This window comes from Pedobacter sp. SYSU D00535, from assembly GCF_017355855.1.
Taxonomy (GTDB): Bacteria; Bacteroidota; Bacteroidia; order Sphingobacteriales; family Sphingobacteriaceae; genus Desertivirga.
Genome location: NZ_JAFEWD010000003.1, coordinates 99,141 through 112,533 on the forward strand (window position 1 = coordinate 99,141; position 13,393 = coordinate 112,533).

The following is a 13,393-nucleotide window of genomic DNA, read 5'->3' on the forward strand; positions in this document are numbered from 1 at the left end:
CTTTCTTTATAGAGAGGAAGACGAACCTTAAAGGCATTCTACTCACTAGCGCAGCACTTCATGCCCCATGGCTGTTCAGTATTTGAGGCAGTAGTGTATATAAAGCACTAGGGCAGATTGAAGGGCTATTCCCCGCTTTTCTCCTGCCACTGTTTGCTGAACGACTTAGGTGCTAGTTCAGGAAGTTCCCGGTATTTTCCCCAAGCTTTCCTGAAGAAGTTTCGCATCAGGAAGTTTTTCATTTTGCCTCCCACCAAATCCATGAACTTCCTCTTCAGCATTCCTTTTTTCCAGCCTTTCCAGCCCATCTTTTCGACTTTCGTAGTCATCCCGTCCCGTACCGAATCTCTCCTATTTAAGAGTAGCATTTTATGGATATCAATTTTAACGGGACAAACTTCGGTACACTTTCCGCAAAGACTGGAAGCGTAACTCAGGTGCTTGAAGTCCTCCATGCCCTTCATGTGAGGAGTGATGACAGAGCCAATAGGGCCGCTATAGGTGGTCTCGTAGGTATGGCCGCCTACATTTTTGTAGATAGGGCAGGCATTTAGGCAAGCTCCGCACCGTATGCAGTAAAGACCCTGGCGCTGTTCTTTCTGAGCAAGTAGGTTTGTTCTGCCGTTATCGAGCAAAATCACGTACATCTCTTCGGGGCCGTCAGTTTCCCAATCTTGTCGCGGGCCACCGAGGATGGTATTGTACACCGTAAGATTTTGACCAGTGCCATGAGTGGCTAATAGTGGCCAGAACAAATCCAGATCAGTAATGGATGGAATTACCTTCTCAATCCCAGCAATTACAATATGGATTTTTGGGAAAGTAGTCGATAGCCGCGCATTTCCTTCATTTTCAGTCAGCGCAATACTACCTGTATCTGCCAGTAAAAAGTTGGCTCCCGTTATCCCCACATCAGCTGTAAGGTATTTTTCTCTTAATACTTCCCGCGCTTTCAGCGTCAGCTGCTCAGGGGTGGCGTCTGCCGGAGTACCGAGTTTTTCATGAAAAAGCTTAGCAATATCTTCTTTGCTAAGATGCATCGCAGGGGTTACAATATGGTAAGGCTTTTGACCTAGCAGTTGAACAATATATTCACCCAAGTCACTTTCAAGTGTCTCAATATGATGTTCTTCTAGAAATTCGTTCAAATGAATTTCCTCGGTTGACATCGATTTCGACTTGATAACGCTTCTGGCATTCGCCTTTTTCAGGATGTTTAGGATCTCGCGGTTAGCTTCCTCGGCGTCATTTGCCCAGATCACTTTCCCGCCCTTCTTCTGGAAGTTGGCCTCGAACTCAGGCAAGTATTTGTCGAGGTTCTCCATCACCCGCCATTTGATGGTGTGCGCCTTTTTTTTAGCAGCATCCAGATTGGCCAGCTTTGACAATCCTCTTTCTACCGCCGTATGATATCTGCCCATGTTGAAGTTGATGATGCGGCGGTGGTTCAAGTCAAATGCCTTATTGTCAGATGTTTCCAGAAAATCCTCGGCGAATTTTGTCATTATGCGAAGTTATTGATTTTTATAAGATAGATATTAGTAATGTTTCAATAAATAGGAAAGTTTGATGCAATCTCAGAATTTCTGCTTCAGCTTGTAACTTCTGCCTTTCCAGCTACGTCATAGGTATACAATACACACTTAGATTAATCACATACTTAGATTTTTGTCACATGAAAAGGATTGCATTTAAAACGATGTTAGCAGCGGTAGTATTGTTGCAAGCGTGTTCAGGAAGAGTTTATAATAACAAAGCGTATTTAAAACAGGTGGACCTGGAAGGGAAAAGGGTAGCAATACTTCCGGTGGAAGTGGAGTTTACAGGTCGTCTCCCGAAAGGGATGACTGTTTCTAAAAAGATGCTTCGCGAAGAAGAGGAAAGTACGTTGATTCAAAATCAGCTGTACAGCCAATATCTTTTCAAAGCTAAATCAGGGAGTAAAAAAAAGAAGGCAGTTGAACTGATCAATGTGGATCGGATAAATAGCATTTTGAGCGAACGTGGAATTGATATAAGAGATTCGTGGGCGATGAATCCGGACAGTCTGGGTAGGTTGGTGGGGGCGGACATGGTGCTTAAAGTGCGGGTGAAAGAGGATAGAATTATGTCCGAGACGGCTTCCCTTGGAATTGGCGTGGCTGCAAACGTACTTGATAATCTGCTCAGTAAAAAAGATAACAACCATAATACTAATGCTACAGGGGTAGGGCTTACGCCCAAAACTTACAATATGTTTCTTAACGCGACTTTAACTGATGTAAACAGCCACATGGTGATTACCAGGTTTACACATAATGGCGAGGCTAACTGGAACAGAACGCCGCAGGAGGTGATTGATTCGCAAGGCCGGAAGATTGTAAGAAAGGGAGTTGTTTACGCGCAGAAATAAACGCAACTGCATATGACTTTCGAGCTGCTATCCCAGGATAGCGGCTTTCTTTTTGCAATTTTAAAAGACGTAGGATTCGTCTATCGATCAAAAACAAAAGCGGCCGTACATTTCCGTACAGCCGCTTTGTTTTATTTGGGTTCCTTTAAGGATTGCCTGATTACATCATGCCGCCCATGCCACCGCCCATTGGAGGCATACCTGCACCAGCTTTTTCATCTTCTGGATCGTCAGCTAGTACACACTCGGTAGTTAGCAACATCGCAGCAATAGAAGCAGCGTTCTCTAAAGCAACACGAGATACTTTAGTTGGATCGATAACACCAGCGCTGATTAGGTTCTCGTAACGATCAGCACGAGCGTTGTAACCGAAGTCGCCTTCGCCTTCTTTTACTTTCTGCACTACGATAGAGCCTTCGATACCTGCGTTTTCGCAAATTTGACGAAGAGGCTCTTCGATAGCACGACGGATGATCTGGATACCAGTATTCTCATCCTCGTTTTCGCCTTTTAAGTCAGCTAAAGCAGATACTGCGCGGATGAAAGCAACACCTCCACCAGCTACGATACCTTCTTCAACTGCAGCACGAGTTGCATGTAACGCATCATCAACGCGGTCTTTTTTCTCTTTCATCTCTACTTCAGTAGCAGCACCTACGTAAAGAACTGCAACACCACCAGCTAGTTTAGCAAGGCGCTCTTGTAGCTTCTCGCGATCGTAGTCGGAAGTAGTAGTTTCGATTTGAGATTTGATCTGGTTAACGCGAGCTTTGATATCCTCAGGGTTACCAGCACCATTGATGATGGTAGTATTGTCTTTATCAACAACTACTTTCTCAGCCTGACCAAGGTAAGAAAGATCGGCGTTTTCTAATTTATATCCTCTTTCTTCAGAGATCACGGTACCGCCAGTTAAGATAGCAATATCTTCAAGCATCGCTTTACGACGATCACCGAAGCCTGGAGCTTTAACGGCAGCAACTTTCAGTGAACCACGGATCTTGTTTACTACTAAAGTAGCTAAAGCTTCACCGTCAAGGTCTTCAGAAATAATCAAAAGAGGTTTACCAGTTTGAACTTGTTTTTCAAGAACAGGAAGCAATTCTTTCATGCTGCTGATCTTTTTGTCATAGATCAGGATGTAAGGATTGTCCAATTCCGCTTCCATTTTATCAGCGTTGGTTACGAAGTAAGGAGAAAGGTAACCGCGGTCAAACTGCATACCTTCTACAGTTTTTACTTCAGTTTCAGTACCTTTTGCTTCTTCAACAGTGATAACACCATCTTTACCAACTTTAGCCATTGCATCAGCAATTAACGAACCGATTACTTCGTCGTTGTTTGCTGAGATTGAAGCAACTTGTTTGATTTTGTTGTTGTCTTCACCTACAGTTTGTGATTGAGTTTTTAGGTTCTCAACTACTGCAGCAACAGCTTTATCAATACCACGTTTCAGGTCCATTGGGTTGGCACCAGCAGCTACGTTTTTGATACCGGCAGTCACGATAGCCTGAGCGAGAACGGTTGCAGTTGTAGTTCCATCACCTGCAATATCAGCAGTTTTAGAAGCTACTTCTTTTACCATCTGAGCGCCCATGTTCTCTAAACTGTCTTTCAGTTCGATTTCTTTAGCTACAGTAACACCATCTTTAGTTACAGCAGGAGAACCGAATTTCTTATCGATAATTACGTTACGACCTTTTGGTCCTAAAGTAACCTTAACTGCGTTAGCTAAGGTATCAACACCTCTTTTTAGGGCGTCGCGTGCTTCAACGTTGTATTTAACTTGTTTTGCCATTTTAGTTTTTTTTTGTTTTAGTAAATGAGAGAGTTTCTAGTTCTTCGTCATCTAAATTAAAGAACCGCGTAAATGTCAGATTCACGCATAATCAGGTACTCTTTACCATCATAAGTAATTTCAGTACCGGCATACTTGCCATATAAAACCTGGTCACCAACTTTAACAGTTAAAGGCTCATCTTTTTTGCCATCTCCAACGGCAACTACAGTTCCTCTTTGAGGTTTCTCTTTAGCTGTGTCAGGGATATAGATTCCTGATGCTGTCTTTTCTTCTGCAGGAGCAGCTTCAACTACTACTCTGTCTGCGATTGGTTTAATATTTAATGACATAGTTTAATATGATTTTAATTCTGTTCCCTACCGGTCACTTATTATGCCAAAGCCTGAAATTGCTGTTTTTTCGACTTAAAGTTGTCAAAATTTCATTTTTATCGGGTCAGCTCTTGAGTAGAGATTACGAATGCAATGTCAGCCTGTCAGGGAAGTGTCAGCAACAAAAAAGGCTCCTTGCGGAGCCTTGTATCTGTAGATGCGAATCTTCTATCTTTTAGAGGTATCACCAGCTGCTTTAGGAGTAGCACCAGGTAAAGCAGGCGCTGCTGGAACAGAGGTTGCTGGCTTGTTAATCTGGTTTTGGAGATCTTCTCCACTTTGGCCAGAAGTGCCGCCTTTAGGAATTACCACATTTATAAGTAATACGATTACCATTAATGATATTGTAAGAATCCAGGTTCCTTTTTCCAAAATATCGCCAGTGCGTTGAACTCCCATAATGTTATTTGATCCCGCGAAGCCTGAAGTAAGGCCGCCCCCTTTTGGTTCCTGGATCAAAATAATCAGAGCCAACAAAACGCAAACAATAATTGCCAGAATAACCAGTGTATAAAACATGATAAATATAATTAATGGATTTTCTTTTCTAATTCTTCAATTTGACCCGCAAAGTAAAGCTTTTTCTCCGGGAATTTCAAACTTAATTTTTTGTAGATATCAATGGCCTTGTGATACAACATCTGGTCAGTATAGATTCTCGCTAGCGTCTCAGTAACCAGGTCCAGGTTATCTTCCGAGCTTTTACGCGCCTTATTTTCTGTATCCAGCTGAGTAAGTTGCGGAGGTCTTATCTGCGGCTCTTCTTTGATGAATTTTTCAATGATCTCGTCCTCTTTCTTCTTTGTCTCGACAGGAGGGCTGGCTAGCACATTGGGCGGGAAAGTGTTTAACTCTGGTTGTATATGAAAGATGTTCTCAATTATCTGCTGGTTCAATTCTGCATTGCCTGCTTTCTGCACCCCGAAAGCCGGAGCTTTAATAACATAGGGCTGATAAGTAGCAGCGTACTCTTTTCGGGTTTTATGCAGCCACCAAAGGAATGTATAAGGCAGTGTATCATCATGATATTTGGCCAGGTCATTCACTTCTTGTACCTCTGCCGGATCAGGCTCCTGGTTTTCTTCAATCGCCGGCGATTTTAGAGGATCAACAGCCGAGCGGTCAAAAACAAAGTAGTCTGAGGATGCAATGCTTCCCACTATCCGCCGATCTTCTGCGGGGTCGTTGGCGGGAGCAGCTACAATTTCCTCCTGTTCGGATGCGATTTCCGGACTAGCTTCTTCTTCGACGGCATTGATCGCCGGATGGCCCTCTGTTTCCTTTTCTCCGAAAGGGGATTCTACTTCCGGTATCACCGTTTCAATCTCGTCTGCTACTGAATAATAGGCATTTTCAATTGAAACCGGAATTGGCAAAGGCAGTTCTTCAGGAACTACACTTTCAATTTCTGGCGAACTATTATGCAGTTCGATTGCTTCATCGTCTTCCTCCTGATCGTCTTCCAACTCAAGAGCAGTGAAATTGGAACTCGAAAAATCATCTTCCGAAACAGAAGCTTCTTCACTCACATTCTCCAAACTCCTTTCTGTTGCTGGTTCGCTTTCAGGATCTTCTGAGGAAAGCTCGAGCTCTGGTAAGTCAGGTGACTCAGTATCGCTCTGCATCGGTTCGATTATTTCTTCGTCGCTTTCATCCACCGATAAATTTTCAACTGCGTCTTCCAGCTCTGTGGAAGCAAGGGGGAGCGAATCAGAGGAAGTGTCTATTTCAGCAACCGGCTCATCGACTAATATCTGGTCAACACCCGGCGCTTGCAGGACATACTTGAAGCGTTCCGGCTGGTGGATGTATTTATAAAGGACTTCCCTTTCAGGCGAGTAAAACGCTGCCTTTTGCACATAGTGCTCATACTGTTGAGGCTGGAACCTGCGCAGCGCAGAGGTATAGGCGTAGTGGAAGGACTGGCAATAAGGAAATTCTTTGGTCAGATCTTCCAGTATTGATAAGTCCCGGGCTGTAATTGCTTCAGGATCTGAAAGTATCCGAGTAATTTCTGTTTGACTTGTCAGACGTTGTTCTTCCACCATGTTCAGTAAAGAATAAATTTAAAATTAAACTACCAGTTTGCGAAAGCGCGGTTAAAGATATCTTCCGTAAGCATCTGTGTCACCAGCCTGATCATCTCAGGTTCTTGCTGCTGCAGGGAGCGAGCCTGTATATCAAAGTCAGTATAGCGGGTAAATGATTGTTCGAAACTATATTCGTTGTCAACAGTATTGGTGAATTTAACGTTTACGGTGATAGTCAGCCGGCTAAGTCCTGCACGTTCATCGGCAGTTACTGCAACCGGTTTTATGCTGTAATCTGTTATTCTACCCTCAAAAGTTCCGTCGGCGTTCTCCCTTACCATAGAGAGGCCCGATTGGTTACGCACTCGCTCTTTTAAAGCTTCCGTAAATTGTTGGCTCAAATAGGGTACTACCAGGGGTGCAGTATTTTCGAAAAAGGAAACCGAGAACGTTTTCATATTTGCCGGAATAGATGCTCCTGAAAAGCTGTATATCCAGCATGACTGCATGAAAAACGTAAGGGGCAGGATTAGCAAAAGAGCCTTTTTTAAAGTGAATCTCATTTCTTACTAACTCAGGTTTAATTCTTTTATTTTACGGTACAAAGTGCGTTCGGAGATTCCCAATTCCTGCGCTGCCAGCTTTCGTTTCCCCTTATGCTTTTTTAGTGCTTTCTTGATCAGATCCGATTCTTTTTCAATCAACGAAAGAGATTCTTCGACCTCTTCCTCATGGTGGGAAAAGTTAAAATCAGCCTTTGCCTTCTCGGGATGATGAATAGTGATAGTGGGAGCCTGTTCTTCAGCTCCTAATAGCTCCACATCATGGTAAAGCTGGTTAATCAGCTGCGGATTTGCTGTTAAAGCAGCAGGGTTTCCCCCGTTTTTGATGATCTCGGCTACCAGCTTTTTAAGTTCTACCATATCCCGCTTCATGTCGAACAGCACTTTATACAGGAGATCTCTTTCTGAGAAATCTTCTTTCTTGTCTTTACTTACCAGCATTGGTAAATTACTGGTGTTGCTCTCCGCGGGAATGTATTTGAGGATCGACTGTCCGGTAAGATTTCTTTCTTTCTCGAGTACTGCTATCTGCTCAGCAATATTTTTTAGTTGTCGCACGTTTCCAGGCCAGCTGTACTTCGTTAGAACTTGCTGTGCTTCGGCATCCAGCTGTACTGACGGACTGCGGTACTTATTTGTGAAATCGGCGATAAACTTTCTGAAAAGTAGGTAAATGTCCTCCTGGCGTTCGCGCAGAGCCGGGATTTTCAAAGGAACCGTGTTTAGGCGGTAGTACAAGTCTTCCCTGAATTTGCCGTTTCTCACAGCATCAAAAACGTCGACATTGGTAGCAGCAACGATCCTCACGTCAGTTTTTTGAACCTTCGATGATCCCACGCGCAAGTATTCACCGGTTTCGAGCACGCGCAGCAACCGGGCCTGTGTTCCAAGGGGAAGTTCAGCCACCTCGTCGAGGAAGATTGTTCCACCGTTTACCACCTCGAAATATCCCTTCCGAGCCTCGTGTGCCCCGGTGAAAGAACCCTTTTCGTGACCGAAGAGTTCGGAATCTATCGTTCCCTCAGGAATGGCCCCACAGTTAACCGCTATAAAAGGACCGTGCTTCCGTGCGCTTAAATGATGAATGATATGTGAAAAAACTTCTTTTCCACTTCCACTTTCACCCGTAATTAGCACCGAAATATCGGTAGGAGCCACCTGCCGGGCAATATCGATAGCACGGTTTAACAGGGGAGAATTTCCGATAATACCAAACCGGTTTTTAATGTCTTGGATATCCATTTTGCTCTGTTAAGAGTGGAGAGTCGGGAAGCAGGTGTACCTGCACTTCTATTGACTCCCGGTCGTCCTGTTTAAATCATGTAATTAACCAACAATTCGTCCTATCAGGGTGGCCGTGGTGCATTTCTCCACTAGGACATTTACATACTGCCCTGGCTTAACCCTGGAGTCTACCGGGAATACGACCGTTGCGTTCTGGTCGTTTCTGCCCGCGTAGTCATCCTTTGATTTCTTTGAAAAACCGTCGATCAATACTTTGTGCACCTGACCCACTTGTCCTAACAATCTTTCGTGCGAATGTTGTTGTTGTTTATTTACTATTTCAGTCAGCCGTCGTTTTTTTACCTCCTCAGGAACGTCGTCTGCATATCGTTTCGCAGCGAGGGTTCCTGGTCGTTCGGAGTACATGAACATATAGGCGAAGTCGTACTTTACATAATCCATCATACTCAACGTTTCCTGATGCTCTTCTTCGCTCTCCGAACAGAAGCCTGCGATCACATCGGTCGAGATAGCACAACCGGGCAGGATACGGCGAATAGCGTCGACCCTGTTGATGTACCACTCTCTGTCATATGTTCTGTTCATTAATTCGAGCACTCGAGAATTTCCAGACTGCACGGGCAAGTGGATATATTTACAGATGTTCTCGTATTTTGCCATCGTCTCGAGCACTTCATCAGTAATATCTTTGGGATGGGATGTTGAAAAACGCACCCGAAGTTCGGGGCTGACAATCGCTACCATCTCAAGCAACTGAGCAAAGTTGACTTTTTCGGTACCCTCCTCATTGCTCCATTTGTAGGAGTCGACATTTTGGCCGAGTAGAGTCACTTCCCGGTAACCTTCGTTAAACAGATCCTGCGCCTCCTGTATAATCGACTTAGCATCGCGACTGCGCTCCCTTCCACGCGTAAAAGGTACTACGCAGAACGAACACATATTGTCACAACCGCGCATAATGGAAATAAAGGCGCTAATTCCATTTGAATTAAGCCGAACGGGGTTGATATCAGCATATGTTTCCTCACGGGAAAGCAATACATTTACGGCCTTATTACCATCGTCAACACGATCTATAAGATTCGGCAGATCACGGTAGGCGTCCGGGCCTACCACCACATCTACCAACTTCTCTTCTTCCAGAAATTTTGCTTTTAGCCGCTCCGCCATACATCCCAGCACACCGACCACCAAGCCAGGATTTTTAGCTTTCACTGCTTTGAATTCGCGAAGTCTGTTACGTACTCTTTGCTCCGCGTTTTCCCTGATCGAGCAAGTATTTATAAAAACTACGTCAGCTTCTTTATATTCTCCTGTAGTTTCGAAACCCATCTCCATCATGATAGAAGCTACGATCTCACTGTCAGAAAAATTCATTGCACAGCCATAACTCTCAATATAGAGCTTCCGGCCGCTGTTTTTTCCCGTCGTATTCTCCAGCACTAAGGCTTCGCCTTGCCGGGCTTCGTCATGTTCTTTTTCACTTACCTGTGGACTAAACATCTTTTAAATTTTGGAATGTCAAAAGTACGGATTTAAATGAATGACAGGATGTCAGCCGGCTATTTTTTACAAAAAACGATATGATGAGTAACCTTGTTATTTAGAAGAGGTAAAAGGTGAATGACCCTAACGCAAAAGCAGGTTAAAAGAGTGTCTTTCAGACTTAAGCTGGCTTTAGCTCTGCTGACTGTTCTATTGGTTTTATTTTTTTCGGCGATGATCTACATGGCCCGGAAAATAGAGCCGACGGTTGCTGATCGGATAAAAGAGACTATCACCAGTTCGACGGACGGTTTATACACAATTAGTTTTTCAGGCATACAAATCAACCCTCTGAGTGGTAATGTAAAACTACGGGACATTAAATTCCAACCTGATCCGGCAGTCTATGCCGCATTACTGCGCAAAGGTTCGAACCCAACTCACATTTACACTGTTCAAGTTAAAAGTTTAGTGCTGAAGGGTGCGCATCCGCTTAAGGCTTATTTCGACAGGAAGTTGATAGTGAATGCGTTGATCATAAACGAGCCGGAGATCAAAGTATACTTTCAAAACCGTAACGATGATGTAGAAGAGTCGGAGGATAGACGCACTGCCTGGCAGCGGCTATCTAAATATCTTAAAGCTATACATATTCACCGCATTGAGCTTCACAATGCCAATTTTCAGTATATAGATGAGACTATTCAGAAGGCAGAAATTGACGGAGTGAAGAATTTGTCAGTCACGGTCTCAGACCTGCTGATTGATTCTACAAGTCATCTGGACAAAAATCGCTTCTATTTCTCTAAAGATATTTCTCTGCGCATTCAGGGGCACGAATATTTCTCGAGAGACAGTTCCTATAAAATATACTTTGATGAACTCAAAGCTTCTTCATCTAAAAAGGAAGCTACTGTGGAAGGATTTAAACTTATTCCTCGTTTTCCGGAGATGTCCCTTTTGCCCGATAGAAGAACGAAGAGAATTCGCTATGTGGTAGGTGTGGAAGAAATAAAGCTCGAAAATATAGACTTTAAAACATTGATTGACAGGAGACGACTTCGAGCTTCAAGTCTTTCATTAGGAAGACTCGAGTTGAACGCGTTTTCAAACAAAACTATTCCTAAACCACTGTATGATCGCGGAAGAAATTTTCCCCATGTTGCGCTAAAACGTTTCCGGTTGAATACGAGTATTGACACCTTAAAACTTCGAAACTCCTCGATCACCTATGCCGAATATAATCCGGTGACTGCGAAAACAGGTAGGGTGTTTTTTAATTCGATTAACGGCAAAGTTCTGAATGTAACCAATGACTCATCGCGGATAGCAAAAAATAGCTGGGCCAAATCTGATTTTCGGGCGCTGTTATTTGGGAAGGGTGCTTTTGAAATGAAGATTGACTTTGATTTACGTTCCGCGGAAGCAGCATATAATTATAGGGGGAGGGTAGGAGAAATAAATACACGGGTTTTCAACTCTGTATTGCGACCACTCGCTTTAATGCAGTTTAATTCCGGAAGGGTCATTAAGGCGGAGTTCGATGTAAAGGCAGATTACAGGCGATCAGAAGGAAGCATAAAGCTGTTTTATGAAAACCTTGGAGTGGGCATATTTTCGATTAACGAGAATAAGCTGTTGCAAAGAAATACTTTGAAGTCGCTTGTGGCGAACAATCTGCTCCTAAAAGAAGATAACCCTACAGCGGGAGAGCCTTTGCGGGTTGGAAGGATCCAATATTATCGTCCTGATTCCATTGCTTTTTTTAGTTCCATGTGGAACAGTATCTATACTGGTTTACAGGAAAGTATAGGTTTAACCAGGGAGCGAGAACAGCACCTGATGAATCAGCTGAAAGGGATTACTCAGGATGAGGAAGTGCGGGAAAAGAAACGGGATCTGCGACGGGAGAAAAGGTTGAAACGAAGGCAGAAGAGAAACAGATAAGAATAGTCCGGGCGGCTATTCGGCCACCCGGATCATTTTTTTATATCACGTAGTTCCAGTCAAACTCGTCAGGAGCAAGACCGTAACGCATATCTGTAAGTATTTTCAAAGCTTTGCTTGAGAACTGATCAGCAGTAGCTTCAGGCAGGTGATACAGCTCGCCTTCGTAGCCGATCGTCGCAATGGAAGTAACAGTAGCAGCTGTTCCAACTCCAAAGGCTTCCGTTAGTTTACCAGCTTTCAGGCCTTCAATAACTTCGGCTACCGAAACCCTTCGCTCTTCTACTGGTACTCCCCAATTCCGTGCAAGTGTAAGTACCGAGTCACGTGTAACTCCGTTTAATATAGTGTCTCTGGTTGAGGGCGTTACCAGGGTGCCGTCGATCACGAACATTACGTTTGCAGCTCCCAGCTCTTCTATGAACGCATGGTCCTTCCCATCTGTCCAGATGACTTGATCGAACCCTTCTTTTAATGCTTCCTGCGCAGGGAAAAGAGAACCTCCATAATTGCCTCCCGCCTTCGCAAATCCGAATCCTCCTTCGCTTGCACGCGAATACTTGTTCTCGATTTTAACCTTCAGCGGCTTGGCAAAGTAGGCGCCTACCGGACAGGTCAAAATCATATACTTATAGCTCTTTGATGGCTGTACTCCAAGATAGGGGTCGGTAGCAAACATGAAAGGGCGGATATACAGCGAGTGGTTGGCAGCGTCAGGAACCCAATTCCTGTCTAAATCTACCAGTGCCGCAATGCTTTTAACGAAGATTTCTTCTGACAGTGCCGGCATACACATACGGGCAGCCGACAAGTTGAAGCGCTGGGCGTTTTTATAAGGGCGGAAAACGACTATTTTACCGTCTTTTTGTTTGAAAGCCTTTAGTCCCTCAAAAAAGGTCTGGCCATAATGTAATGAGGCCATTGCCGGACTGAAAGAAAGATTGCCGTAAGGAACAATCTCAAAGTTTTTCCATTCGCCATTATCGTAATCCGCAACGAACATATGGTCAGAAAAGATCTTACCAAAAGGCAGATTGCTAAAGTCTGTTTCGGGTAATTTAGAGGTAGTAGTTTTTGAAATTTTTATATCAAGTGTATCGGCCACAACTCAAAAGGGTTTTATAGAGATAACAATGCCGCAAATTAACAGTTTTTCTGCGATTTTTTTATCATTAAACCCGTGCTTTAGAAAAGTTTAGCTACCAATGTCCCCAGAGAAAGCCCGCCAACACTTAGCAGGAAGTTGATAACAATATTGGCAAAGGCGAGGCCGTGCTGACTTCCCCTGAAGAGCTCCACTGTTTCAAAGGTGAAACTGGAGTAGGTGCTGAATCCGCCGCAGAAACCGGTGATTAATAATAGTTTTAGGGGTTCGCTGATGTGCAGTTTTTCTGTTCCCAAGGCAATGACGACACCAAAAACAACGCAGCTTAGAAAATTGGACGTAAGGGTAGCGAAGGGGAAGGCCGGTTGCCAGGTGGAATAGAGTCTGCCAATAAGGAAGCGGGCTATGCTACCCAGCCCCCCTCCTAAAAATACCAGCAACAGCTTCATCTTTT

General features: G+C 44.0%; 12 protein-coding genes. 2 read left to right on the top strand and 10 right to left on the bottom strand.

What is annotated here, in order from left to right; translation table 11 throughout:
- Positions 1-125 precede the first annotated feature (125 nt).
- Positions 126-1,505 (bottom strand): LutB/LldF family L-lactate oxidation iron-sulfur protein, encoded by a 1,380-nt coding sequence (locus J4N23_RS08485; protein WP_207426529.1) that lies wholly within the window; start codon positions 1,503-1,505, stop codon positions 126-128.
- A gap of 170 nt (positions 1,506-1,675) precedes the next feature.
- Here J4N23_RS08485 and J4N23_RS08490 point away from each other — a divergent pair, with 170 nt between their 5' ends.
- A complete protein-coding gene (locus J4N23_RS08490; protein WP_207426530.1) occupies positions 1,676-2,392 on the top strand; it encodes a hypothetical protein in 717 nt (238 codons plus the stop codon).
- Between the two features lie 160 nt (positions 2,393-2,552).
- Here the strand turns inward: J4N23_RS08490 and groL are convergent, their stop codons facing one another.
- The 7 genes from groL to miaB form a co-directional block, all read right to left on the bottom strand.
- Positions 2,553-4,190: a chaperonin GroEL gene (gene groL, locus J4N23_RS08495; protein WP_207426531.1), complete on the bottom strand. Its 1,638-nt coding sequence runs from the start codon at positions 4,188-4,190 to the stop codon at positions 2,553-2,555.
- Positions 4,191-4,246: 56 nt separating this feature from the next.
- Positions 4,247-4,522 carry a co-chaperone GroES gene (gene groES / locus J4N23_RS08500; protein WP_207426532.1) on the bottom strand — a complete coding sequence of 92 codons (276 nt, stop codon included), beginning with the start codon at positions 4,520-4,522 and terminating at the stop codon, positions 4,247-4,249.
- 210 nt (positions 4,523-4,732) lie between these two features.
- Positions 4,733-5,083, bottom strand: a complete 351-nt coding sequence (secG, locus tag J4N23_RS08505) for a preprotein translocase subunit SecG (protein WP_207426533.1) — start codon at positions 5,081-5,083, stop codon at positions 4,733-4,735.
- 11 nt (positions 5,084-5,094) lie between these two features.
- Positions 5,095-6,612 carry a hypothetical protein gene (locus J4N23_RS08510; protein WP_207426534.1) on the bottom strand — a complete coding sequence of 506 codons (1,518 nt, stop codon included), beginning with the start codon at positions 6,610-6,612 and terminating at the stop codon, positions 5,095-5,097.
- Between the two features lie 29 nt (positions 6,613-6,641).
- The gene (locus J4N23_RS08515) at positions 6,642-7,157 is read right to left on the bottom strand and encodes an LptE family protein (RefSeq protein ID WP_207426535.1); all 516 of its coding nucleotides are present in this window, start codon (positions 7,155-7,157) and stop codon (positions 6,642-6,644) included.
- A gap of 6 nt (positions 7,158-7,163) precedes the next feature.
- Positions 7,164-8,399, bottom strand: a complete 1,236-nt coding sequence (locus tag J4N23_RS08520; RefSeq protein WP_207426536.1) for a sigma-54-dependent Fis family transcriptional regulator — start codon at positions 8,397-8,399, stop codon at positions 7,164-7,166.
- Between the two features lie 84 nt (positions 8,400-8,483).
- Positions 8,484-9,905: a tRNA (N6-isopentenyl adenosine(37)-C2)-methylthiotransferase MiaB gene (gene miaB / locus J4N23_RS08525; protein ID WP_207426537.1), complete on the bottom strand. Its 1,422-nt coding sequence runs from the start codon at positions 9,903-9,905 to the stop codon at positions 8,484-8,486.
- Positions 9,906-10,025: 120 nt separating this feature from the next.
- Between miaB and J4N23_RS08530 the strand changes: the two genes are divergently transcribed.
- Complete coding sequence (locus J4N23_RS08530; protein WP_207426538.1) at positions 10,026-11,834, top strand: hypothetical protein; 1,809 nt, start codon at positions 10,026-10,028, stop codon at positions 11,832-11,834.
- 40 nt (positions 11,835-11,874) lie between these two features.
- Here J4N23_RS08530 and J4N23_RS08535 read toward each other — a convergent pair whose 3' ends face one another.
- Both J4N23_RS08535 and crcB read right to left on the bottom strand, forming a co-directional pair.
- On the bottom strand, positions 11,875-12,939 hold the full coding sequence (locus tag J4N23_RS08535; protein ID WP_207426539.1) for a branched-chain amino acid aminotransferase: 1,065 nt from the start codon (positions 12,937-12,939) through the stop codon (positions 11,875-11,877).
- Positions 12,940-13,019: 80 nt separating this feature from the next.
- Complete coding sequence (gene crcB, locus J4N23_RS08540; protein WP_207426540.1) at positions 13,020-13,388, bottom strand: fluoride efflux transporter CrcB; 369 nt, start codon at positions 13,386-13,388, stop codon at positions 13,020-13,022.
- Positions 13,389-13,393: the final 5 nt, after the last annotated feature.

Excerpts from the sequence above, each read along its gene's own strand:
- J4N23_RS08530 (WP_207426538.1), top strand. The coding sequence starts at position 10,026 with ATGACCCTAACGCAAAAGCAGGTTAAAAGAGTGTCTTTCAGACTTAAG.
- J4N23_RS08520 (WP_207426536.1), bottom strand. The coding sequence starts at position 8,399 with ATGGATATCCAAGACATTAAAAACCGGTTTGGTATTATCGGAAATTCT.
- secG (WP_207426533.1), bottom strand. The coding sequence starts at position 5,083 with ATGTTTTATACACTGGTTATTCTGGCAATTATTGTTTGCGTTTTGTTG.
- J4N23_RS08515 (WP_207426535.1), bottom strand. The coding sequence starts at position 7,157 with ATGAGATTCACTTTAAAAAAGGCTCTTTTGCTAATCCTGCCCCTTACG.
- groES (WP_207426532.1), bottom strand. The coding sequence starts at position 4,522 with ATGTCATTAAATATTAAACCAATCGCAGACAGAGTAGTAGTTGAAGCT.
- J4N23_RS08510 (WP_207426534.1), bottom strand. The coding sequence starts at position 6,612 with ATGGTGGAAGAACAACGTCTGACAAGTCAAACAGAAATTACTCGGATA.
- miaB (WP_207426537.1), bottom strand. The coding sequence starts at position 9,905 with ATGTTTAGTCCACAGGTAAGTGAAAAAGAACATGACGAAGCCCGGCAA.
- J4N23_RS08490 (WP_207426530.1), top strand. The coding sequence starts at position 1,676 with ATGAAAAGGATTGCATTTAAAACGATGTTAGCAGCGGTAGTATTGTTG.
- groL (WP_207426531.1), bottom strand. The coding sequence starts at position 4,190 with ATGGCAAAACAAGTTAAATACAACGTTGAAGCACGCGACGCCCTAAAA.
- J4N23_RS08485 (WP_207426529.1), bottom strand. The coding sequence starts at position 1,505 with ATGACAAAATTCGCCGAGGATTTTCTGGAAACATCTGACAATAAGGCA.
- crcB (WP_207426540.1), bottom strand. The coding sequence starts at position 13,388 with ATGAAGCTGTTGCTGGTATTTTTAGGAGGGGGGCTGGGTAGCATAGCC.